Origin of the sequence: Maribacter chungangensis (assembly GCF_042676845.1) — a bacterium.
Taxonomy (GTDB): Bacteria; Bacteroidota; Bacteroidia; order Flavobacteriales; family Flavobacteriaceae; genus Maribacter; species Maribacter chungangensis.
In genome coordinates this window covers 212,781-237,234 of record NZ_JBHTHY010000007.1, presented here as the reverse complement: position 1 = coordinate 237,234, position 24,454 = coordinate 212,781, and the positions used below count along the sequence as shown (strand labels likewise).

Below are 24,454 nucleotides of genomic sequence, written 5' to 3'. Positions count from 1 at the left end.
TTGCGGCGATCAGATTAGGCGAAACCAGAAATGAAAAACAGTGATATCCCCAGTATATGAGTATGCGCAAGACAAATAAGATAGGCCTCAAATAGGCCAGCAAGGTAATACACCTCTCGGCCATCGCCTACAACCTTAAGACCTGTCTGCCGGCAGGTAGGAGTACCTGAAATTCGGACAAAAACTGGTGAAAAGTGGAATGGAACACCAGCTTTTGCAACATGGGTCAAAAGTATCCTTGAATTATCGTTAGGTGCCTCACCAAGGTATCAAAAATTAGCTTTTTATTTCTAAGGCGACAAGAAAAAAAACCGTAGAGGGCCTTATATGCATCCGTTTTTTTTCGCGATTAATGACTTGTGCAACGGTTACCGTTGTTAGGCACTGGCTTTTATTCCAATTATTTACGCAATGCTTTTATTATTCGCTCTTCGTTTATTACAATGTCACGGAATAAAACGTGTGGGAATTCCGAATACTTGGATGTTTTAAAAGCCTCTGAAATATTCGAAAGAGAAGAAGCTGTCATCAATGATAAATCCATTTCAGTGTCCATTTCGCAGTCTGTAACAAAGTCGTCGCTAAATTCTGGTACAACAAGTAAAATTTTGACAATCCGTAAGTCATTTTTTAACTAAGGGCAGACCCGTCTACTCGATTGTGCATAGCTTTTACTATTCTGGTTTTATTTTCACGATTTTATCTCCTCGCATTACTACAAGTTCGCTATTCTTAGTTTTTTTGAATTCAAGAAGTCGTTCATAAACCTTTTCAAGTCCTTTCACAATCTTGTCTTTTAATTCGATTTGTTTATCTTTTTGTGTCATAAGCCTTTTTTAATTGTTTAAACTTTTCTGAATCAATTATTTCTAAATCATCAGTTCCCATTTTGTGAGCGATTAATTCGTGCTTTCCGAAAGAATTATCAAAAATCAAAACTCCATCAATAATCGGAAGATAAATGTCAAATAAATTATAAATTCCTTTTAAATATCTTCTTTCAATTACTTTTTCTGGAATATTGTGTCCTCCCTCTTTTACTCTAATTTTTACTCTTTCTTTAGCAAGTTCTATATTGTTAAGCCAAAAAAATAATAGAGTAACGTTTTATCCTTGTTTTTTCGCTTGAATGATTTTGTTTCGATAACTTCTTGTTGATAATGTTGTTTCAAATGCAAAACTCTCGTTTTCTTTCAAAAGTTCATTGATTCGATTTATCATTATTCGTCCAGATTCGAACGCAACTTTTTCGGGTTGAAAAGGTGATAATCCTTTTGCGATTTCGTCTGCGTTTACAAATTCTTTACATTCAATTATTTCAGGTAAAATGGTATATGAAGCTGTAGTTTTTCCAGCACCATTGCACCCAGAGATTATGTAAAGATTTTTTGTTATCATCCTTACAAATTTAACTTTTTTAAAATTGATTTCGAATTGCAAACGATTTTTCCTGTATTATCCACAAAGAGAGGGCAGTAGTTTATTCATTAAATATGTCTGATAAATTCTGTCCTTCCTTTTTTAAAATTTGACCTTCTTTGACATATTCATATTCTAAATTTAACTTATCAAAGTCAAATTTATTCGTTGAAAATGGATGTTTAAATAATACAAAATCGGCATTTTTTATATTGAAAGGTATTACTCTTGTGAAAACAATTCCGCTAACATTTTTTAACCTTGGGCCTTTGTTATTTAGGAAAGTTCCATCTAATTTTCTTATCCACTTTTTATCTTTGTTTTCTGGATTGGTAGACCAAGATAATGCTTTAGAACCCCAAATTGCATTGTCAACATCAGATTTCACTACAGTCTTAAAGTCAATAGTATTGATGCAAACTATAAAAGGTTTGTCCAATTCTCCGTAGTATTTTCCTTTATCGTTAATAGCCTTTTTTAATAAGTTGTCGCCATTTCCCCAAAACGATTCCATTGGATACATTCCTATTGGACTTTTATGCTTTTCAGAACTTGCTTCTTTAATCAAAGGTATTATGCCAACTTTAGCCTCGATATATTCATCTTCGTACTCTATTTTTGGTAGAGTTGAAATCTCTCCAGAATTAATACTTTCAGATATTTTATCAGGATTGAGTTTTTCAATTTTAGTTTGAATATTTTTAATAAATTTTTTAGAGTTCGGTTGTTTGTCAGTTTTAAAAATTAATGTTTCTAAACTAATTAAAAATCTATCAAAATTTAATTTGTTTAGAGCATCATAAAATTCATTCCTCTTTCTTTCAAAGGATTCTTCCGCTTTTGATTTTCCTGTAATGACTTTTGCTTCTACATATAATTCCAAATCATTTTTAGTTACTAAAAAATCAGGACGTTTTTTTGATTTAGGAACTTTAGGATGAACTAATATGTCAAATCCAAGTCTATGAAATAATTGGTAAAGAAATAATTCATAAAAAGTGGAATCAAAGTCTTTTCTAATTCGAGACTTTATTTCGGCTTTTTCAGATTCTGGGAAAATAGAAAACCAATCGTTTAGTAAATCACGAACTTCTCCAAATTCTTTTTTTGAGCTTCTGTCTAAAAAGTCATAAGTGTATTCATTATGGTCAGAATATCCATCATAATCTCTTATTTTATCAACAAATAGTCTGCTCAAAGTTTCTCGTTTGGGTATCGATTACAAAAATTCGCTAAACGTACCTAGGTATGTTTATTTGTTATATGTGAGTACTAATCTAATGGATTTTTAATGCTTTCAAGAGTAAACCGAGAATAATTTGGATAAAATCTTTGCCTGTGTTTTCTTAACAAATACCCATAAAACTAAAAAGAGTCCGGCCATTTGGACCGGACTCTTTTACGAGAACATTATATGAAAATGAAAAAATTTAAGTAACTAATTACACTGTAAATATAGAGCCAAGAACAGGTACTGAACAGTTTTTGTTGTCAATGCTGTTGTTTTTGTGGTGTGGTGCTTCAATTTTGTTATTTACCATAAAATTAGACCCAAGATCTTTATAGAATAGCGATATTTATAGCGCAATTGTGCTATAATGTTATAGTATCATAAAATTAGTATTCAAAACTAGAATAGGTATGCAGCAGATAGAAAGAGTAGAGGCATTTAAGAAATCGGTTCAGAACAAATTCAATGTGTATAATAGCTTGTTCTTGAATTTACCCTACCGAAACATAGACAATGTAGGAATGCTTATTCCTTTACTTATGGACCAATCCGAAAAAGGATTGAAAGCAGGTCTTAATCCAAAAGAAATCATAGAAGCCTTTTTTGAGAACTTCGCCGATTTGCAAACGGAAAAGGAACGTATAGATTTTATGTTCCGGATCATACAGTACGTAGAGCGCCAAGTGGTGCTGTACGATAGTGTAGAGGATGCCGCTTTTCCTAAACTACATAAACACAGCAGTTCCCTCTCCTTAAAAGACTATTTTCAATTGGTAGACAATAACAAGAATTGGGATTCCATTTTGGACAAGCTCAATAGTTTTAGTGCCCGTATTGTACTTACCGCCCACCCAACTCAGTTCTATACCCCTGCCGTACTGGATATCATCACAAATTTAAGAACCTTAATATTGGAGAATCGTATAGATGAGATAGACGTGGTTTTGCAGCAATTGGGACTTACCTCTTTGGTCAATGCTAAAAAACCCACCCCGTTGGACGAGGCCAAGAATATTATTTACACCTTGCGCCATGTGTATTATGAGGCTATAGGTGAGCTATATGCTTACATTAAAGGGAGTGCTGGCAACGAGAGGTTTTCCAATCATGATATTGTTAAACTTGGCTTTTGGCCCGGTGGCGATAGGGACGGCAACCCTTTTGTAACCGCAGACATTACAAAAGACGTGGTGAACGAACTACGGGTAACGCTAATGAAGTGTTACTACAATGACCTCAAGGGACTTCAAAACAAATTAACCTTTAAAGAGGTGCAAGAACCCATAAATAAATTACGGGGAAACCTCTACAGGGCCATGTTCGACCCTAGTAAGGACGTAGGCTATGAGGATATTATTGGCCCTCTGAACCAAATACGTGAAGCATTGGTGCAAAAGTACCATAATTTATATCTAAAGGAATTGGATGTATTTATTGATAAAGTAAAAATCTTTAAAATACATTTTGCGACCATCGATATCCGTCAGGACCATAGTATGCACACCAAAGTAATAAATGCCGTTTTGATTAAAAATGGTTTTATAATAGATGATGTAAACGAGTTGTCCGAAACCGAATTGATCAATATCCTATTACATAAGAACATTACGCTTAATGCCAATGACTACGATGAGGAAATTGTAAAGGATACCATAAAGAACGTTTCTCAATTGGCCGATATTCAGGCCAAAAACGGGGAAGAGGGCTGCAATAGATATATTATAAGCAATTCCGAGGATATTTTTAGCATTCTATACGTTTATGCACTCTTTAGATGGTGCGGATGGGCAAACAAGGATATCACCTTTGATATCGTTCCACTTTTTGAGACTATGAAAGGAATGGATAACGCAGAGGCTACCATGCAGCAGTTGTTCGGTTTGGAAGACTATAGAAGTCATCTGGAAAACAGGGCGAACAAGCAGACGATAATGCTCGGTTTTTCCGACGGTACCAAGGACGGCGGTTATTTAAAGGCGAATTGGTCCATTTTAAAGACGAAGGAAGAACTCTCCCAAGTATGTGCAAATAACGATGTTGCCGCTATTTTCTTTGATGGCAGGGGAGGCCCACCGGCAAGAGGTGGCGGTAAAACACATCGCTTTTATGCGGCGCAAACAAATAAGGTGGCCAACAATGAAATTCAACTTACCATACAGGGACAGACGATTACAAGTACCTATGGCACTAAAGAACAGTTCATATACAACAGTGAACAATTGCTAACGGCCGGACTTTCAAATACCATATTGGGAAAGGAAATCGTTATATCCGAAGAGTCCAGATCGGTTATAGAGGAATTATCCGAACTAAGTTTCGCCAAGTACGATGCCCTAAAACATCACGACAAGTTTATGCCCTATCTGGAGAACATGAGTACCTTAAAGTATTATACCAAAGCGAATATTGGAAGTAGACCTGGAAAACGGGGAAACAAGGCGAAGCTAGAACTATCGGACCTTAGGGCAATTTCCTTTGTAGGGTCTTGGAGCCAGCTTAAACAAAACGTTCCCGGTTATTTTGGTATTGGTACCGCCTTGAAGACCTTGGCCGATGCAGGCAGATTTGAAGAGGCAAAGAAATTGTACGAAGAAGTACCCTTTTTTCAAGCGCTTATGATGAACAGTATGATGAGCCTTTCCAAGTGTTACTTTGAACTTACCAGTTATATGAAAGAGAACGAAGAGTATGGGGCATTCTGGGAAATCTTGCACGAGGAATACGAACTTTCCAAAGAAATGTTATTACAACTTTCCGGCATGGAAATACTGATGGAAAAAGAAGCCGTATCCAGGGAATCGATTAAGATCAGGGAGAACATTGTATTGCCGTTATTGGTCATACAGCAATACGCCCTGCAGAAAATTGGGGAAGGAAATGCGCATAAAGAGCTATACGAGAAAATAGTTACCAGATCTTTATACGGAAATATTAACGCCAGTAGGAATTCGGCATAAGATGCGTTAAGGTAGCATTAGGGTACTATCCCATCACAAAAATGGTCCCGCCATAACGCCGGGGGCTTTTTTTACTTCTCATTTATTTTTCTGAGCCCTATTTAGTTTGGCAATTGGGTGCTCAATAAAGCGTAAAAGGTCTGTATCCCATACGCAATTTGCCCTATTTTTAAATTCTCGTTGGGACTATGCTGATTATTGTCCGCATTTACCATGGGAACCACGAATGCCGGAATCTGTAACTCGTTTATAAAAGGGGCAATAGGAACTGTACCGCCCATAATGCGAATTTGAACCACATCTTCTTTAAAGGTATCCGACATGGTGTTGACCAAAAATTGTCCGTAAGGATTGTTCAATTCGGTTCTAAACGCATCGGTTACCGAACCTTCCTTTATCATCATTATTTTATCGTGCGCCATACGCTCCTCTATTGTAGGTTCTGTAGCGGTGATGTAAAAACCTTGGTTTTGTATGTGTTTTTTCACTAGACGTTTTAACCGTGTACCATCGCTTTCGGGAACCAATCGCAAATCCAGTTCGGCGGTAGCGGTTGCAGGGACTATGGTCCGTGCCTTATCACCTATCCATCCAGAACCTAAGCCTCTAATGTTTAAGCTAGGATATTGAAGTGCTTCTTGGTAGAAAGCACCCACTTTTTCAGCAGTTTTAAACTGGAGTTTATTGGATATGGCCTCATCACTGTCCGGTACACTTTTTAAGACTTGCTGGGTAGCCTCGTTTATGGTAATTCCGTCGTAGTAACCAGGAATGGTTACTTTTCCATCGGTATCTTTCATACCGGCCAACACCTGCGCCAATTGAAATCCGGGGTTTGGGGCGTAATTCCCATAATGTCCGCTGTGCTGTGGTTTAATGGGGCCAAAGGTTGTTAAGGACAAGGTGGTTATGCCACGGCAACCGTAGATAACCGTCGCTTTGCCCGACGGATGTGCCGGACCGTCATTTATAATTAGAAAATCGGCCTGTAGCAGTTCTTTATAGGTCCGTACCGCCTTTGGTAAGGGCTTGCTGCTTTTTTCTTCCTCGCTATCCAAAAGCACCCTTACGTTGAAAGCGAGTTCTTTTCCGTCTTTTTTTAATAAATCGATGGCATTTAAAAACATAACAATGGGGCCTTTATCATCTGAGGTGGATCTTCCAAATAAGCGCCAATCATAATTTATATCGGCATCCAGATCTGCAAAATCCTCGGTTTTCCAGCCTTCGCCATCTTGGGACTTTAAAATGGTTTCGTAGGGATCGGTTTGGTCCCATTTAGAGGGGTCTACCGATTGGCCGTCCAAATGCATATAGAATAATAGGGTTGGCTTGGTATCCTCCATAGGCAATGCGGCAAAGAACAAGGGAAGATTCTCGGTTTCCAGAATAGAGGTGTTAAAACCTCTTTGGTTGAATTTATCACCTAACCACCTAATATTACGATCAATATCGTCCGCATTAAGGGCATCGTTCGGTAAGGCTACAAATTGTCTGAGTTCGTCAATACTATGCCGTACGGATGATTTTATGTCTTCAGGTGTTTGTGCCGTGGTAGTGTTTGTTAATACAAGAAGAAACAGGATGCACCAATAATTTTTCATGAGAAGTGTTTTTGAATACCGAAAAATAAGGATAAAAGATAGAATGCTATGCCCTAAGCTGTATTAAAAAAAGACAGTACTGTTTTTCTGATAAGGAGTAGGAAAGGAAAGCCATGGAACAAAACATCGAACCAGTCCAAAGCACCCATACCGTTAGCGCCCCCTGCTATCCATTTTAGTTTTCCCCACAAATGGGGTTCGGGAAAAAAGGGTGCTAAACCCAGGGTAAGGCATAATAGGAGTATTAGTTTCCAATCGTTGATAACATTTTTCATTAGAGCCTAATGGTTTTTATGAACGATGGAATTGCCTCCACTCCATGTTGCGTTAAATGTTTGATAAACGCAGAACCGATAATGGCACCTTTTGCCGATGCGGTAGCCTGTTGAAACGTTTCCGAATCCTTGATCCCAAAACCTACGATCTGGGGATTTTTTAACTTCATGGCCGCAATGCGCCCAAAATAGTCCGATTGCGCTGTTCCAAAGCCCGATTTAGAGCCTGTTACACTGGCGGAGCTCACCATGTAAATAAATCCGTCCGAAGCGGCATCGATTTGTTGTATGCGCTCATTACTGGTTTGTGGGGTGATCAGGAAGACGTTTATCAATCCATATTTTTTAAATATCGCTTCGTATTCCGTTTGGTACACGTCCAAAGGCAGGTCCGGCATAATAATACCGTCTATCCCTATTTCGTGGCACCTTTTGCAAAATGCCGCTACGCCGTACTGGAGCATGGGATTAAAATAACCCATTACGATAAGTGGTATGGAAACTGTTTTGCGAATGTCCTTTAATTGGTCAAAAAGCACTTCTGTGGTCATTCCGTTGTGTAACGCAGCCGTGGAACTTTCCTGTATGGTAGGGCCATCTGCTAGAGGGTCGCTAAACGGCAATCCTATTTCTATCATATCTACACCGTTTTTTTCTAAATCCTGAATGATTTGTACGGTATTGTTTAGAGCGGGGTAGCCTGCCGTAAAATAGATGGAGAGGAGCTTTTTGTCTTCCTGTAGTTTGGTGTTGATCCTATTGGTCATTATGCTAGTTTGAAATAGTCTATATAGGTTTGTAAATCCTTGTCCCCACGCCCTGATAAACTGATGACGACAACATCGTCCGGTTTAAATTTCTTATGTGCAAAAATGGCAAAGGCATGTCCTGTTTCAATGGCGGGAATAATGCCCTCTAACTGTGAAAGTTCCAAGCCTGCGGTCATGGCCTCGTCATCCGTGGCCGAATAAAATTCTGCCCGTCCCGACTTGTATAAATGGGAATGCATGGGGCCAACGCCCGGATAATCCAGTCCGGCCGAAATGGAGTACGGTTCGGTAATTTGTCCGTCCAAGGTTTGCATGAGCATGGTTTTACAGCCGTGGATGATACCCACCTTGCCCAAGGCCGAGGTAGCGGCACTCTCGCCGGTATGGACCCCTTTTCCCGCGGCTTCTACGGCAATAATGCCCACTTCCGGTTCGTTAAGAAAATGATGGTATGTGCCAGCGGCGTTGCTTCCGCCACCAATGCAGGCCACCACGTAATCCGGATTTTCACGGCCTTCTTTTTCTTTTAGCTGCCATTTGATCTCCTCCGATATGACCGACTGAAACCGGGTAACCATATCCGGGTAGGGATGGGGGCCTATCGCAGAACCGATAATATAATGTGTATCTACGGGATTGTTGATCCAATCGCGAATGGCTTCATTGGTTGCATCCTTTAAGGTCCTACTTCCAGAAAGTGCCGGACGCACTTCTGCCCCCAACATTTTCATCCGCGCCACATTAGGGGCTTGTCTGGCAATATCTATTTCGCCCATGTATACGATACATTCCATACCCATTAAGGCACATACCGTGGCCGTGGCAACACCATGCTGGCCAGCCCCCGTTTCGGCGATAATTCTTGTCTTGCCCAGTTTCTTGGCCATAAGTATCTGCCCAATGGTGTTGTTTATTTTATGCGCTCCGGTATGGTTGAGGTCCTCACGCTTCAGGTATACTTTGGTGTTGTACTTCTCCGAAAGTCGCTTCGCATAATAAAGCGGAGAAGGCCTGCCCACGTAGTCTTTAAGCAATTGGTGGAACTCTTTTTGAAAAGAATCCGTGTACATAATATCCAAATAGGTACGGCGTAGTTCCTCTACGTTGGGGTATAGCATTTCCGGTATAAAGGCACCTCCAAATTCACCATAGTAGCCTTTTTCGTCTGCGTGGTAGCCCCCTAGGTTCTCCTTATGGGCACTTTGTTCAATTTCTTTTTGCATTTCTTTTTCTTTTTTTGTCGTTGCAGGCAAAGCGAAGCAATCTCTAACTCCTTTAGCACATACGTAATCACTTAGTACTGCTCAATTTATTTTCTTTTTTATAATTTACTAACCACGTTTATAAACTCCTTTAATTCAGCAATTTTTTTCAATCCTGGTTCTTGTTCAAATTTACTATTTACATCAATAGCATGACAGTATTTTGACTCCGGTCGTTTTAAAAATTCGGTAATATCGTTTTTGTTTTCCAAGCCAATGCCACCGCTCAAAAAATAAGGTTTTGTGTACGGATATGCTTTTAGTACGCTCCAGTCAAATGCATACCCATTGCCGCCTGGTAATTTGCCTTTGGTATCGAATAAAAAGTAATCGCAAACATTTTCAAAAGGCCTTAATAAGGAAAAATCAAATTCATCTTTAATAGAGAACACCTTTATAATTTCTATAGACCTGTGGGGTTTTGAAAACCTGACAGGTCTAAGTTTTAGGCAATAATCGGGACTTTCATTCCCATGTAATTGTACTCCATCTAAATTGTATTTTTCAATAGTTGCTGTTACATCGGTTATTGTAGCATCTACAAACACCCCTATTTTTTTAATTTCTTTTGGTAAGGAGGGAATTTCTCCGCTAAAAAAACGAGAAGAAGGTTCCCAGAATATAAAGCCCAGGTAATCGGGTCGCAATGCCGCAACCGCCTCAGGATTATATTTCATGCCACAAATTTTAAGCCCCGCCCCAGCCCTCCCCGAAGGAGAGGGAGTTATATCTAGCTTATTGTCGGTTATTTTTTTCATTTTAGTAAATCAATAAAATCTGCTGCACTTTTACCTGGATTATTCGTCTTCATGAAGTTCTCTCCAATAAGAAAACCTTGGTATCCGTATGTTTTCAAATCGCTTATTGCTTCCACAGAACTAATGCCACTTTCAGACACTTTTACAAATTCGTCTGGGATCAGCGGTGATAAGGACTTACTGGTTTCCAAACTCACCGTAAATCTTTTTAAATCACGGTTATTCACCCCTAACATATCCAAACTGGGCATGATCGATTTATGCAATTCTTCCTCGTTATGTACTTCTAACAACACATCCAAACCTAAACTTTTAGCACATTCCGAAAGGTTTTTAATTTCGTCTCTGGTCAATACTGCGGCGATCAATAAGATTACGTCTGCACCATGGGCTTTCGCCTCTAGGATTTGATATTCATCAACAATGAATTCTTTTCTGAGCAAAGGCATACTTACAGACGCTCTTGCCAACAACAAATCTTCTAAGGAACCCCCAAAATACTTGATATCGGTAAGTACGCTCATGCCACATACACCTGCCTTTTCATAACCAAGGGCAACTTGTCCCACGTTTGTATTTTGATTAATGGTTTCCTTGGAGGGAGAGCGGCGCTTGTGTTCGGCAATAATACCGGTGTCGCTATTTTTTAAAGCGGTAGCTAAGGACACTCCTTTTCTATCAAAAAGTATGGAGGCTTCCAGTTGGCCCATCGGAATCAAACCCTTTTTTAGTTCAACTTCTTTGTATTTATCCGCTACTATTTTATCCAGTATATTCATAGGTATTTGTCATTGCGAGCATAGTGAGGTAATATGTAAAAATCCTAGGCTTACTTCATTATGTTATGCTCCCTTTCATTTCATCTTTTCAATTTATTTGTCAACTAAATTCAATTTTATACCCGCTAATTCAATTCCGTGTTCCAAAAGAACGGTTTGCTTTGTGCCTCGCCAAGACGTCTTAACAGTCCCTTCTTATGGAAAGCCAAGTGGCTTATTTACTCAATTCCTGCAAATGCTTCAATGCCTTTAGTCCCTTGCCGCTTAATAAGGATTCTTTTGCTTTATCAAACCCTTCTTTTGGTGTTGCGTTCTCGACGGTCGCAATGGCAATCCCGGCATTGGCACATACGACGTTGTTCTGTGCTTCCGTGCCTTTACCGTTTAGTACGTTCATAAAAATTTGAGCGGAATCCGCTATGTCGTCCCCGCCAACAATTGCCTTGGCATCAATCGCCGTCAGTCCAAAATCATTTGGTTTTATAATGCCTTCGGAGCCATTGGAAATTGTTTTGGTATCACCTGTTAAGCTAATTTCATCATAGCCGTCCAAGGCGTGCAGGACCGTAAAGTTCTTATCCGTATTCTGATAGAGGTAGCCGTACATCCTCGCCAACTCCAAATTGAAAACACCTACCATTTGATTTTTAGGAAACGCGGGATTAACCATGGGCCCCAACATATTAAAAAACGTCTTTACCGCTAATTCTTTTCGGATCGGAGCTACGTTTTTCATGGCCGGGTGAAACAAGGGCGCATGCAATACACAGATACCGGCTTCTTCTATGCACTTGGTTAGGAAATCCACATCATTACTAAATTTGATGCCTAAAATTTCCATCACATTACTACTGCCGCATTTGGACGATACGCCATAGTTACCGTGTTTGGTTACTTTAATGCCAGCCCCTGCGGTAACAAAGGATGCTAGGGTAGAGATGTTGAAAGTGTCCTTGCCATCGCCGCCGGTGCCACATAGATCGATAGGATTATAGGCCGATAAATCTACCGCCAAGCAAAGCTCAAGCAGGGCGTCCCTAAATCCTTCCAATTCTTCGATCGTAACGCTACGCATCATGTACACCGTAAGAAAAGATGCGATCTGACTGGTATTGTAATCGCCTTTTGCGATGTTGACCAATATCTTTTTGGCATCCTGTTTTTCAAGGATTTCATGATTGATCAATCTATTTAATGTCTCTTTCATTTTTTGTTAGTATTAAGTATTGAAGTCATTTAAACTTTTTCCGTTAGCTAAAAAATTGCTCTTTTTCGCCCATTTTTTGTCTTTTTTTCTTTCCATAGCTATGCTATGCAACTCAAAAAAGCCTTCAAATAGTCATAAAATTTCTAATTTTCGCTTGAACGCGAAAAGTTTAAACCACTTCATTAAGTAATTTGTAGTAAGTATATTTTGAAAAAAAATAATTCTCAATACTTTTTACTTATTACTAAAGCGTTAGCGCTTTATCCAATTCTTTAATAGCTGCTTACCATCTGGCGTTAAGACCGACTCTGGATGAAATTGTACCGCCCTTATATCAAATTCTCGATGGCGAAGGGACATAATCTGTCCGTTTTCGTCAAACGATGTTGCTTCCAAGCAATCCGGTAGATCGGTATGTACTACCCATGAGTGGTAGCGGCCTACTTCAATTTTTGCCGGAAGGTCCTTAAAGATATAATCGTCTTGCGTAATTGTTATGGTCGTGGCCACTCCGTGGTACACCTGGTCCAAATTCGTAAGACTTCCTCCAAATACCTCTGCTATGGCCTGTTGTCCCAAGCACACCCCAAAAATACGTTTATGACCGGCATAGGTTTTTATAATGCTTTTTAAAAGTCCGGCTTCGTCCGGAATACCTGGCCCAGGGGACAATACGATTTTGTCAAAGGCATCTACCTCCTCCAAGGTCAATTGATCGTTTCTTTTTACAATAACCTTGCAGTCCAAATCCTCTAGATAGTGCACCAGATTATAGGTGAAACTATCATAATTGTCTATCATTAATATCCTCTGTCCCATTTAAATTGTTTCAGCGATTTCCAGTGCTTTGTTCAAAGCACCTAATTTGTTATAGGTTTCCTGTAATTCATCTTCTGCATTTGATGCGGCTACCAGCCCGGCACCTGCTTGAAAATGCAATTCATGGTTTTTGCTCAGGAAGGTCCTGATCATAATGGCATGGTTAAAATTGCCTTTAAAATCCATAAATCCTATGGCACCCCCGTAATAGCCCCTGCTTGTTTTTTCGTATTGTTCAATAAGTTGCATGGCCCTGTGTTTGGGTGCACCACTCAAGGTTCCCGCAGGAAACGTATCCGCCACTATTTTTAAGGTTGATATGTCCGGTTTTTTTATACCGGTAACCTTGGACACCAAATGGATGACATGGGAAAAATACTGCACCTCTCTATAGGTATCTACCTTTACCATGTTGCCATTTCTACTAAGGTCGTTCCGGGCCAGGTCTACCAACATTACATGTTCGCTGTTTTCCTTATCGTCCTGGGCCAGTTGTTTGGCCAGCTCCGCATCCTTTTCATCGTTGCCGGTTCTTTTATAGGTACCTGCGATGGGGTGTATTTCCGCTTTGTCATCTTTTACGATAATCTGCGCTTCTGGTGAACTGCCAAAAATCTTAAAATCCCCATAGTCGAAAAAGAACAGGTATGGAGAAGGATTTATGGAGCGGAGGGCACGGTAGACATTAAATTCGTCTCCCTTAAACCCTTGTGAGAACCTGCGGGACAATACCAATTGAAAAACGTCGCCACGTTGGCAATGCTTTTTGGCCAGCGCCACCTGTTCTTTAAAGGCATCATCTTCTAGATTCGTTTTTACCGCACCTTCTTTTATAAAATTATAGGAGGCAAAGGTACGCACCTTTAATACCTGTTCCAGTTCGGGGATATTGTTTTCCGTGTTATAACAATGGGCAAAAAGATAGGCCTCGTTCTTAAAGTGATTAATGGCGATGATGTTCTGGTACACCGCGTAGTGCATATCGGGAATTTCTATAGAATTCTCTTTTTTGGTTATGGATACATCTTCAAAATAGCGCACGGCGTCATAGGCCATAAACCCAAATAGTCCATTGGTAATAAACTTGAACTCTTGATCAGCTGTTTTAAACTGTTTGCCAAAAGCATCAACTTCTTGCATTACATCTACCGTATCGGTTATTTGAGTGGTTTTTTTATTGCCGTTCGGGAATACTTGGGTAATGATTTCGTTCTCTACGGTTATAGAAGCGATCGGATTACAGCAGATATAGGAAAAACTATTGTCGTTGGCATGGTAATCGCTACTTTCCAGTAAGATACTATTGGGGAATCTATCGCGAATTTTCAGGTAGACACTAACTGGAGTGATGGTGTCCGCTAGAATTTTTTTATGATGGGTTTTTAGTTCAAATTGCATGATGTCGTTTTAATGGGTATCTGTCTGTATGGAAACAATACTACTATGGTTTAAATAGAAAAAGGCTTGTCGTGATGACAAGCCTTTATATTTTTAAATAGGGGACTAGTTCACGATTGTTGTCGTAAAATATTCCACCACCAAGTGTTGTTTATTACTTTCATAAGTTCAAATATAGAAAGGAATTTTAAAGGCACAAATTTTCTATGCCTAAAAAATAAAAATCCCTTTGAAATTTCTTCAAAGGGATTTCTAAATACTAAATCTGATTTGTACGGTATTCGTAACTGTTAAAGTACTAGATCAACAACCAGGTCAAACTCATCGTAGATGGTTTTGTCTCCCAAGTTATCAAAAAAGCTTCCTGAACCGTATTTAACATCGTACTTGGCTCTGTCAATTTTTACGGTTGCCGTTGCCTTTCCTTCAAACATAGAGATTACCAAGGTTACAGGTTTTGTAATTCCTTTTATGGTTAGGTCCCCAACCACGGTGTAGGAGTTTTTGTTAAGTGGTTTTACGGAAGTGAAAACCAATTTTGATTCTGCATGATTTGCTACGCCAAAGAAATCATCGGATTTTAAATGACCTTCCAATTTTTCTTTTCCGTCTCCGGCTTTCAAATCCGTAACGGTAAGAGAAGTCATATCCACTACAAATTCGCCTCCCACCAGTTTATTGCCATCCATCTCCAAATGACCGGATTTTAGTTCCATGGTTCCGTCATGTGCGCCGGTTACCTTATAGCCTTTCCAGGTTACTTTGCTCTGACTAACGTTTACTTCTTTTTTTTCATTGTCAACCGTTGTGTTCGCTGTTGCGGAATAGCTGAACAATAATGCTAAAAAGATACTTGATACTGTTTTTTTCATCGTTTTTGTTTTAATGTAATTGTGTAAAATTCTCAGTTATATATAGGTAAATAATTCTTCTTTCGACTTACGCACTTTTGGTAAATGTTGCGTTGCATCATCGGTGGAACGATATCCAATGGGAACAACAACAGAAGTGGTAAGGTTCTTGCCGTTAAGGCCCAAAATGGTATCGTAGGCTTCGGCTTCAAAACCCTCCATTGGGCATGTGTCTATCTTTAATTCCGCTGCTGCCTGCATGAGATTTCCAAGTGCAAGGTATACTTGTTTTGCTGTCCACTCTTCCTTTGTTTGTTGGGGCAGGTCTACTAATTTTGATTTTGCGAAATCGCTGTAGCCCTTTAAGTTTTCGTTTGGTATATTTCTTGTTTCAGCGGTATTTTTAATAAAATCATCTACGAGTTCCCCACCAAAATCCGTTTGATGCGCAAAAACAATAAGGTGTGAAGCATCCGTAACTTGCGATTGTCCCCAAGATACCGGTTTCAACTGTTCCCGTATTTCCGTGTCCGTAATTATAAAGATATGGTAAGGCTGCAGTCCGTAGGAAGATGCGCTCAACCGCGTTGCCTCGAGTAACAGTTCCATTTCTTCTTCGGATATCTTTTTGGTACGGTCAAATCTTTTGGTGGCATAACGCCAAGTCCTGTTCTCTAAAATGGTGTTCATTTATGTGTTTAAAATTTATCTAATAATTCATTTAATCTAACCAATTCCAATTCGGTAAAATCACTAAGTATTTCTTCTTCTTTTTCAAATAGCATGCCATCAATTTCATTTAGGAACTGTAAGCCATTTTTGGTGATATTGATCTCAACTTTTCTGCGATTATGTTCACAGATTGTACGATTCACATATCCTTTAACAATAAGTTTGTCTACCAACCTGGACGTATTGCTCATTTTGGTTACCATGCGTTCATTAATGGTAGATAAATTTGCAGGTTTGCCTTTTTGCCCCCTTAAAATACGAAGCACATTAAACTGTTGTACGGAAACTTCAAATGGTTTAAGTGTTAATGCCACTTGTTCGTTAACTTTGTTATAGACCAATGACAAATGAATAATGGTCCTCTTTTTTAAAGGGATCCGTGCATTTGTTTTTATAGCCTCTTCAACATTCATGTAGAAACAATTATTGTCTATACAAATGTAGTGTTGTTGCAACGATTCCAAATTGATTTGTTAATTAAATTTTTGTTAAAAAATGGATATTGAACTGGTCGCGAGTATAACTTGAATTGATGAGGTCTAACTATTTCTATACTTTCGAGATTGATAATAGAGATTTAATCGGGATTGTTCCCTAAGGGCGCTGCCAGGGGATTTTCTATTCTGTGGTTATTCTTGAACCCAACGACCATAGAAAAAAATACACAAAGTGGGAACTGTCTTTTGCGGCTCCCGAACGGGACGGGTAGGTAAGTTTATAGTCCCGAGTTGTGAGTATCCGTCTTTAGCCTTTAACCAAAATGATACCGGATACCTATTGGGAGCTTAATACTTAGGTGGCGCACCTTGGGGGTTGTGGTTTTTGTATTAGGAGGCGTTTTTTGTTGGATTGTAGTATCGGGTATAGGTCAATTGATATTTTTGACAAAGGAAACTTTAAGATGGCCTGTTTTCGTTACTGTCTTGTTTCTAGATTTAAGTGGAGTGACGTTTGCAGCAAAATGGTTAAGATTTTGAGTTGTCGTGTCTTGGGGTTTAGTGTAGTTTTACAGAATCCCTTATTTTTGAATGCAAATACTAATATTGTAGCACTATGGCAGATTTATCGCAAGACGAATGGGCGGCGAAACTAAGAGAGGATAACAACGCTGTTATTCTCGATGTTCGCACCGAAGAAGAATTGGAGGAAGGACGTATTCCCAATGCAAAGAATATCGATATTTATTTAGGGCAGGGGTTCATAGATGAGCTCGAAAAATTGGATAAGACAAAAAACTATTACGTGTATTGTAGGTCTGGAAACCGAAGCGGACAAGCCTGTGCAGTAATGAACAGTATCGGTTTTGAAAATGCCTACAACTTGGCCGGAGGTTTTATGAACTGGGAAGGTGAAGTTGCGGAGTAATTTTTTATGGGTTTGAAATGGGGTAATCGGTTATCAAAGGTGAACGAATTCAACCTAGTTGGTTTCCAACAGAATTATATGGATCACCATTTCCCTTTTTTAAACCAAGAATATCATCGTATTTGGCTTAACTTAGGTTCTAGCAAAATATGTACAGTAGAATTTAACGAATAAAAGGCCCGCTTTTGAGCGGGTTTTTTATTTTTAGGGTATGAAGGAGGATTTGTTGCACTACATCTGGAAGTATAAAAAATATCCTGTTGCTCGGATTAGAACAACGAAAGGTCATGGTATAGTGGTTCAGGCATCGGGAACTCATAATCAGTTAAGCGGTCCGGATTTTTTTAACGCAAAGCTCATCATTGATGAACAACTGTGGGCCGGCAATGTGGAAATTCACATAAAATCATCTGATTGGTATGCCCATAATCACGAAATGGATACGAACTATGATAATGTAATACTCCATGTGGTCTGGGAAGATGATGTTGCAGTTTTTCGGCTGGATGGCTCAGAGGTGCCTACACTTGAGCTTAAGAATTATATAAGCGATGATCTACTTGCCAATTATAAAAAGCTTGTTCAGCAACGGCCCAATAGATTTATCAATTGTGGTACGGATATCACCGCCATTTCCAGTTTCAGTTTTGATAATTGGAAGGAGCGTTTGTATTTTGAGCGTTTAGAACGAAAATCGGAAATTGTAGTTAAACTTTTGGAGGAGTCCAACAACGATTGGGAAAAGGTACTATTTATAATGTTACTTAAAAATTTTGGCTCAAAAATTAACGGCGACTTCTTTTTTGACTTGGGTCTGTCCATAGATTTCTCCATGATTAGAAAATTAAAGAATAAACCGTTGGAATTGGAGGCACTTCTTTTTGGTTTGTCGGGGCTGTTGGAAGATGACCAACAGCCAAACACCTATAAACAGGAATTACGGCAGACCTATGATTATTTATGTCGAAAATACGAGTTGGATGCAACCGTACTGTCTAAACCTCGGTTTTTTAAATTACGGCCATCAAATTTTCCTACCATACGCCTGTCCCAGTTCGCGCAATTATACGCCGCTGAGTCTTCCTTGTTCAATAAGGCAATACAAGCAGAGACAGCTGATTTCTATAGTTTATTTGTGGTGCCTACGAGTACGTTTTGGGAAACGCACTTTACATTTAACAAAACCTCCAAAAAAAGTGTAAAAAGGACGACTAAAAAGTTTATTGATCTTTTGGTCGTCAATACGATCTTGCCGTTAAAATTCTGTTACCTACGGCATCAGGGAATTTCATTGGATGACTCCTTTACCAAACCTGTTGCGGATATTGCATCGGAAAAGAATAGCATTGTGCAAAAGTACCGAACACTTGGTTTAAAGGTCAATAATGCAAAGGATAGTCAGGTATTACTGGAACTTTACACCAATTACTGTACAAAAAATAAGTGTTTGCAATGTGCCGTAGGGGTGGAATTATTAACTTTAAAGACTTAATTAGCGGGTATGAACAGTTTTTACACCTTACTTCATTATTTACAAAAGCGAGGTTTCGAGGTTTGTCGCAGAATAGCGGAACGTATGGGGATTCGCACCAGGGTTGTGCGTACCTCTTTTATTTACTTGACTTTTGTAACCTTGGGTTTTGGTTTTGCGTTGTATCTTTTTCTAGCTTTTTGGTTAAAAATTAAAGATCTGGTTCACACCAAAAGAACGTCTGTTTTTGATTTATAGCAATGATAAAATTTTTTAGGTCCAAGATTTATTTGGCATTGGTTTTAATAGCGGTAGTACTCTCGTTCGGTGTATTCGGCTACCGGTTTATATCCGACTATTCTTGGATAGATGCCCTCTACATGACCATCATTACGGTCACCACGGTAGGTTTCTCGGAGGTGAGGCCTATGGGTCCCGAAGGTAAAATTTTCACGGTCCTTTTGATTGTTACCAGTGTTTTTATAGTCGGTTTTGCTATTTCGGTAGTTACGGAATACATATTAAGCCGTAATTCGTTACAAATCTTAAAAAAAAAGAGAGTGAAAAAAACAATAGATAATTTGGCTGGACATACGGTGGTATGCGGGTTTGGAAGAAATGGCATGCAAGCTTCAAAACGGCTAAAAGCGTATAATAGGCCGTTTGTAATCATAGAAAGAGAAAAGGAAGTTATAGATAAGTATGAAGGTGAAGTGTTGTTTGTTGAAGGCGATGCTAATGATGACGATGTGCTTTTGGCCGCTGGCATTGAGCGTGCGAAGTATCTGATTACGGCGTTACCGGACGATGCTACAAATCTTTTTGTTGTATTGTCGGCAAGGCAGTTAAATAAAAAATTGTTCATTATCAGTAGGGCTTCTCAAGTAACTTCGCAGAAAAAGTTGCTTTTGGCCGGAGCCAATAAAGTAATTATGCCAGATAAGATCGGTGGCGACCACATGGCATCTTTAGTAGTGATGCCGGACCTCATTACCTTTATGGATAAGCTATCCACCGAGGGCGAACACACCACTAATTTGGAGGAGATTGCAATTGAGCGCTTTGCGGATCAAGTAGATTGTAACTCGTTACGGGATCTGGATCTGCGCAGAAAGACAGGGTGTACAATTATTGGCTATATCACTCCGGACGGGGATTACATTATTAACCCAGAAGCAGACTTGAAATTGGAACTAAAAAGTAAGGTAATCGTTCTAGGGCGTCCGGAACAAATTAAAAAACTGAATGAAATGTTTCACATCGCCTAAGAATCTTTTAAGCGTATATTTGATTACCCACATATTTTTTATGATATTGCCACATAGTGATTAAAAAACCAACTAAAACTAAATTAGATCCATGGTCCACATGAAAAAATTACTTTATTTTTTTTCCTTTTTTATTTGTCTGTCAGCATCTGCACAGGAACTTGAGGTCAAAGGAAAGACACTTAATCCATCGAGTACTATAAACGATGGTGTTATTACCTTAGAGGTTACAGGTGGTACCCCTCCTTATACCTATAAATGGAGCAATCAGAGTACACCCTTAAAATCAAATAAGGCATCCGGTCTGGTAGAAGGAGTTTCGTATAATGTTGTTGTTACGGACGCAAATGGAGAATCCGTAACCAAGGCTTTTAAGGTGGATTCAGAAGCAATAACAGAAGTGTTTAATGGGGTAATGACGCCTGCGGTAAGCGCTTTGGGCTCAGTTTTGTTTTGGGATCCTTTTGCGGCTGTAGGGATTTATGATCCTATTGCCTACGCAGATTTGAAACGAATTTCCATTCCTGGATGGTCACCTGATGTAGAAAACAAATACACATTAAAAGAATGGCTCAAGGATAACGGTGTAAAAGTAAGAAAAGGTGAGGCCGTTGCTATTATATCCAAAACCAATGGAGCGGACGAGACCGTTATTTCAGATGCGACAGGAATACTGAACCACCTAACGGCGGAAGGAAACGTAATTTACAATTCCGAAAATCAAGAACATATCATTGAGCAAGGGGCGCATTATTTGGCAGAGGTCAAGTATGATGAACCAATGGTAATGACCCATCCTAACGGTGATTCCATTACCAAGCCCATACCGTTTATTGTGATGTGGCTTGTGCTAGGGGCATTGTTCTTTACCATTCGAATGGGTTTTATTAACATAAGAGGATTTAAACATTCCTTGGATTTGGCAAAAGGAAAGTATGATGATCCAGATGCACCGGGTCAAGTAACCCACTTTCAAGCATTGGCGACTGCGGTTTCAGGAACCGTTGGTCTAGGGAATATTGCCGGTGTTGCCGTAGCGGTATCCTTAGGAGGAGCCGGAGCAACCTTTTGGATGATCGTTTGCGGATTATTGGGCATGTCCTCAAAATTCGTGGAGTGTACATTGGGTGTCAAATATCGAGATATACTACCTGATGGCAGGGTATTTGGAGGCCCTATGAACTACTTGCGATATGGTTTGGAAAAAAGAAATATGAAAGGTTTTGGAAAGGTTTTGGCAGGCTTGTTCGCCGTACTTGGTGTGGGGGCATCTTTTGGTGGGGGCAATATGTTTCAGGCCAATCAGTCCTTTGAACAGTTGGCCGGACAGTTTCCAGCCCTTGTCGGAAACGGTTTTTGGTTTGGTATTGTTACGGCAATTTTGGTAGGTGTGGTGATTATTGGTGGAATCAACAGTATTGCTAAAGTAACGGGACGTGTAGTACCGATTATGGCTTCTATTTATATCTTGGCTGCTTTAGCGGTGATCATAATGAATATTCAAAATATTGGTCCGGCATTTTCGGCGATTTGGGAGGGTGCTTTTAACCCTTCGGCTTTAAAAGGTGGTATCATTGGGGTGCTGGTAATAGGATTCCAACGGGCCGCTTTTTCAAATGAAGCAGGAGTAGGTTCGGCTGCTATAGCCCATAGTACGGCAAAGACTAACCATCCGCCTTCAGAAGGTTTCGTAGCCTTGTTGGAGCCGTTCATAGATACGGTGGTAGTATGTACCTTAACTGCCTTAGTGCTTATTTTTACCGGTATGCACGAGGTTGAAGGATTGGCTGGTGCGCAATTGACTTCGGATGCATTTGGCAGCCAAATATCTTGGTTCCCTTATGTGTTGGCCTTGGCAGTGTTTTTGTTCGCTTTTTCAACAATGATATCATGGTCCTACTATGGCATGCGATCTTGGACATATTTGTTCGGTAAGAGCAAGAAGTCCGAAATGGTTTACAAAATGTTCTTTTTGGTATTTGTGGTAGTAGGTGCTTCGGTAAGTTTGGGTGCGGTTCTGGATTTTTCGGACATGATGATTTTGGCCATGTCCTTCCCTAATATTATCGGACTTTACATTTTGTCAGGGGAGGTGAAAACCGACCTGGGAGAATATTGGAGAAAATTAAAATCGAACCAGCTTTTCAAAAGACAAGTAGAAGCCAAATAATGTACATTTGAAGTACTGATGAAAAATTTAAAATCCCACTTAAAGTTCAATAAACAAGAACGAAGTGGGATTTTCTTTTTGTTGTTATTGCTCATCCTATTACAAGTAGGTCATTTCCTTTTTAAGGATGTTGTTGCCATCACTTCACAAGGTATGCTTCCGGACAAAGAGACCCAGAACGAAATCGATTTATTACGTAAAAAATCCATGGCAAACGATACCGTAGAGTTATATCCGTTCAACCCTAATTTTATTACGGATTATAAAGGATATACGCTTGGGCTTACCGTGGCTGAAATAGATAGATTGCATAGTTTTAGGGAAGGTAAAAAGTTTGTAAATACTGCTGCCGAATTTCAAAAGGTGACCAAGGTATCAGATTCAATTTTGAATCGTATCGCTCCTTACTTTAAATTTCCGGATTGGGTAACCGAGACAGGAAAAACTAAAGCTAGAACGAAGGTTGGTGCTACAATAGAAAAACCTAAAGCGGTAGCGGTCCTGCTAGATTTAAATACGGCAACGGAAGAGCAGCTCAAAGGCGTTAATGGTATTGGAGACAAGCTTGCGGCAAGGATAATCAAGTTTAGGGATAGGCTGGGTGGTTTTCTTATGGATGAACAGCTCTCGGATGTGTATGGATTAAAACCAGAGGTGGTAGCAAGAACCTTGGAGCTATTTCGTGTGAAGCAGGTACCCGAGATAAGAAAATTGGATATCAATATCGCAACGGCGGAAGAGTTGGCCCAAATCGTATACATTCCAAAAAAGGCAGCTTACGACATAGTCGCTTTTAGAGAGGATAACGGTGGTATTCGTTCTTTTGACGAGTTGTTGGAAATAGAGACTTTTCCAGCGGATCGAATTAACAGAATTGCCTTATATTTGCTGTTAAAAAATTAATGCTATGAACGGAATGTACTTCACTGAAGAACATCAATTATTTAGGCAAAGTTTAAAGGATTTTTTACAAAAAGAAGTAGTACCGAACATAGAACAATGGGAGGATGCCGGTAAGATAGATGCGTCGATTTGGAAAAAATTAGGTGAAATGGGTTTTCTAGGTCTTGCCACACCTGAACAAGAAGGTGGTTTGGGTTTGGATCTGTTTTACACGGTGGTGTTGTTGGAGGAATTACAAAAAATTAACTCGGGCGGATTTGCAGCGGCTATTTGGGCGCATGTGTACCTTGCAATGACCCATCTGAACAAAAATGGGAGCACCTATCAAAAGGATACGTACTTGAAACCTTCCGTGAGTGGCGAACTTGTTGGTTGTTTGGGAGTTTCAGAGCCCTTTGGGGGTAGCGATGTTGCAGGTATGAGAACGACCGCAATCAAGCAAGGTGACAATTATATTGTAAACGGTTCCAAAACCTTTATTACCAATGGGGTGTATGCGGATTATGTGATATTGGCCGCTAAAACGAATCCAGAACTGGGAAATAAAGGCATTAGTATTTTCATCGTAGATTTAAAAAGTAAAGGGGTGTCCGCCAATAAATTGAACAAGCTAGGTTGGAAAGCATCCGATACGGCAGAGCTTGCTTTTGATAATGTTGTTGTTCCCTCCGTTAACCTAATGGGGGCAGAAGGAAATGGATTTACGTTCATTATGGAGGCTTTTGCGCTAGAAAGATTAATAATGGGCGTAAACGCGCACGCAAGAGCAGAATTCGCCCTGGATTATGCACTTAATTACATGGCAGAGAGAGAGACATTTGGAAAGACTATAAACCAATACCAGGCGTTACGCCATCGTTTGGTTGATCTCTATGCGGATATGGAAATGTGTAGACAGTACAATTACTATGTAGTGGATAGGATGGATAAAGGCGAGTATGTGGTAAAGGAAGCCACTATTTCTAAGCTTAAGTCCACCAAAATGGCAGACGAGGTTATTTATTCATGTTTACAGTTTTTGGGGGGGTATGGGTATATGGAAGATTACCCAATGGCTAGGATGTTCCGTGATAGTAGGCTTGGCCCCATAGGCGGAGGAACCTCGGAAATTTTGCGTGAAATTATAGCGAAGATAATCATTGATAAAAAAGAATACAGGGCGCCAAGGGAGTAGGTTTTTCTCATTCAATGGAATTATTGTTCAAATAATCTTTT

The 24,454-nt window shown here is 39.6% G+C and carries 22 protein-coding genes and 1 pseudogene; 8 read left to right on the top strand and 15 right to left on the bottom strand.

The features are described 5' to 3' along the window. Nucleotides 1-674: 674 nt before the first annotated feature. From ACFQZJ_RS11670 to ACFQZJ_RS11660, 3 genes and pseudogenes are all read right to left on the bottom strand, one after another. Nucleotides 675-827 carry a hypothetical protein gene (locus ACFQZJ_RS11670; RefSeq protein WP_379934715.1) on the bottom strand — a complete coding sequence of 51 codons (153 nt, stop codon included), beginning with the start codon at nt 825-827 and terminating at the stop codon, nt 675-677. Beyond that, a pseudogene (locus tag ACFQZJ_RS11665) lies at nt 811-1,398 on the bottom strand (zeta toxin family protein). Before ACFQZJ_RS11665 ends, ACFQZJ_RS11670 begins: the two are co-directional and overlap by 17 nt. An 82-nt stretch (nt 1,399-1,480) precedes the next feature. Continuing rightward, nucleotides 1,481-2,617 carry a hypothetical protein gene (locus ACFQZJ_RS11660; RefSeq protein WP_379934714.1) on the bottom strand — a complete coding sequence of 379 codons (1,137 nt, stop codon included), beginning with the start codon at nt 2,615-2,617 and terminating at the stop codon, nt 1,481-1,483. A gap of 443 nt (nt 2,618-3,060) precedes the next feature. On the opposite strand from ACFQZJ_RS11660, the gene ACFQZJ_RS11655 reads away from it, so the two are divergent. Next, complete coding sequence (locus tag ACFQZJ_RS11655; protein ID WP_379934713.1) at nt 3,061-5,607, top strand: phosphoenolpyruvate carboxylase; 2,547 nt, start codon at nt 3,061-3,063, stop codon at nt 5,605-5,607. A 101-nt stretch (nt 5,608-5,708) separates the two neighbouring features. Here the strand turns inward: ACFQZJ_RS11655 and ACFQZJ_RS11650 are convergent, their stop codons facing one another. The 12 genes from ACFQZJ_RS11650 to ACFQZJ_RS11595 form a co-directional block, all read right to left on the bottom strand. Then, a complete protein-coding gene (locus ACFQZJ_RS11650; protein WP_379934711.1) occupies nt 5,709-7,211 on the bottom strand; it encodes a M20/M25/M40 family metallo-hydrolase in 1,503 nt (500 codons plus the stop codon). Between the two features lie 53 nt (nt 7,212-7,264). Next, nucleotides 7,265-7,486 (bottom strand): hypothetical protein, encoded by a 222-nt coding sequence (locus ACFQZJ_RS11645; protein ID WP_379934709.1) that lies wholly within the window; start codon nt 7,484-7,486, stop codon nt 7,265-7,267. Then, entirely contained in the window at nt 7,486-8,253 is a 768-nt protein-coding gene (gene trpA, locus ACFQZJ_RS11640; protein WP_379934707.1) for a tryptophan synthase subunit alpha, read from the bottom strand. The genes ACFQZJ_RS11645 and trpA overlap by 1 nt, the downstream gene beginning before the upstream one ends. Beyond that, complete coding sequence (gene trpB, locus ACFQZJ_RS11635; protein ID WP_379934705.1) at nt 8,253-9,479, bottom strand: tryptophan synthase subunit beta; 1,227 nt, start codon at nt 9,477-9,479, stop codon at nt 8,253-8,255. The genes trpA and trpB overlap by 1 nt, the downstream gene beginning before the upstream one ends. A gap of 98 nt (nt 9,480-9,577) precedes the next feature. Next, on the bottom strand, nt 9,578-10,195 hold the full coding sequence (locus ACFQZJ_RS11630) for a phosphoribosylanthranilate isomerase (RefSeq protein WP_379934704.1): 618 nt from the start codon (nt 10,193-10,195) through the stop codon (nt 9,578-9,580). 77 nt (nt 10,196-10,272) lie between these two features. Next, nucleotides 10,273-11,055 carry an indole-3-glycerol phosphate synthase TrpC gene (gene trpC / locus ACFQZJ_RS11625; protein WP_379934702.1) on the bottom strand — a complete coding sequence of 261 codons (783 nt, stop codon included), beginning with the start codon at nt 11,053-11,055 and terminating at the stop codon, nt 10,273-10,275. A 214-nt stretch (nt 11,056-11,269) separates the two neighbouring features. Beyond that, nucleotides 11,270-12,262, bottom strand: a complete 993-nt coding sequence (trpD, locus tag ACFQZJ_RS11620) for an anthranilate phosphoribosyltransferase (RefSeq protein WP_379934700.1) — start codon at nt 12,260-12,262, stop codon at nt 11,270-11,272. 252 nt (nt 12,263-12,514) lie between these two features. Beyond that, nucleotides 12,515-13,081, bottom strand: a complete 567-nt coding sequence (locus ACFQZJ_RS11615) for an anthranilate synthase component II (protein WP_379934698.1) — start codon at nt 13,079-13,081, stop codon at nt 12,515-12,517. Continuing rightward, on the bottom strand, nt 13,082-14,479 hold the full coding sequence (locus tag ACFQZJ_RS11610; protein ID WP_379934696.1) for an anthranilate synthase component I family protein: 1,398 nt from the start codon (nt 14,477-14,479) through the stop codon (nt 13,082-13,084). 290 nt (nt 14,480-14,769) lie between these two features. Beyond that, nucleotides 14,770-15,351 (bottom strand): YceI family protein, encoded by a 582-nt coding sequence (locus ACFQZJ_RS11605; protein ID WP_379934694.1) that lies wholly within the window; start codon nt 15,349-15,351, stop codon nt 14,770-14,772. A gap of 36 nt (nt 15,352-15,387) precedes the next feature. After that, a complete protein-coding gene (locus ACFQZJ_RS11600) occupies nt 15,388-16,020 on the bottom strand; it encodes an NAD(P)H-dependent oxidoreductase (protein WP_379934692.1) in 633 nt (210 codons plus the stop codon). A gap of 8 nt (nt 16,021-16,028) precedes the next feature. Beyond that, on the bottom strand, nt 16,029-16,475 hold the full coding sequence (locus ACFQZJ_RS11595; protein WP_379934690.1) for a MarR family winged helix-turn-helix transcriptional regulator: 447 nt from the start codon (nt 16,473-16,475) through the stop codon (nt 16,029-16,031). Between the two features lie 640 nt (nt 16,476-17,115). Between ACFQZJ_RS11595 and ACFQZJ_RS11590 the strand changes: the two genes are divergently transcribed. From ACFQZJ_RS11590 to ACFQZJ_RS11560, 7 genes are all read left to right on the top strand, one after another. Continuing rightward, a complete protein-coding gene (locus ACFQZJ_RS11590) occupies nt 17,116-17,427 on the top strand; it encodes a rhodanese-like domain-containing protein (protein ID WP_379934688.1) in 312 nt (103 codons plus the stop codon). A gap of 211 nt (nt 17,428-17,638) precedes the next feature. Then, nucleotides 17,639-18,919 carry a DUF2851 family protein gene (locus ACFQZJ_RS11585; protein WP_379934686.1) on the top strand — a complete coding sequence of 427 codons (1,281 nt, stop codon included), beginning with the start codon at nt 17,639-17,641 and terminating at the stop codon, nt 18,917-18,919. Between the two features lie 9 nt (nt 18,920-18,928). After that, nucleotides 18,929-19,156: a PspC domain-containing protein gene (locus ACFQZJ_RS11580; protein WP_379934684.1), complete on the top strand. Its 228-nt coding sequence runs from the start codon at nt 18,929-18,931 to the stop codon at nt 19,154-19,156. A gap of 2 nt (nt 19,157-19,158) precedes the next feature. Further along, nucleotides 19,159-20,166 (top strand): potassium channel family protein, encoded by a 1,008-nt coding sequence (locus ACFQZJ_RS11575; RefSeq protein ID WP_379934682.1) that lies wholly within the window; start codon nt 19,159-19,161, stop codon nt 20,164-20,166. A gap of 100 nt (nt 20,167-20,266) precedes the next feature. Next, nucleotides 20,267-22,336, top strand: coding sequence for an amino acid carrier protein (locus tag ACFQZJ_RS11570; RefSeq protein WP_379934680.1), 2,070 nt, complete (start codon nt 20,267-20,269; stop codon nt 22,334-22,336). A gap of 18 nt (nt 22,337-22,354) precedes the next feature. Then, nucleotides 22,355-23,239: a ComEA family DNA-binding protein gene (locus ACFQZJ_RS11565; protein WP_379934678.1), complete on the top strand. Its 885-nt coding sequence runs from the start codon at nt 22,355-22,357 to the stop codon at nt 23,237-23,239. Nucleotides 23,240-23,243: 4 nt separating this feature from the next. After that, a complete protein-coding gene (locus ACFQZJ_RS11560; RefSeq protein WP_379934677.1) occupies nt 23,244-24,413 on the top strand; it encodes an acyl-CoA dehydrogenase family protein in 1,170 nt (389 codons plus the stop codon). Nucleotides 24,414-24,454 lie beyond the last annotated feature (41 nt).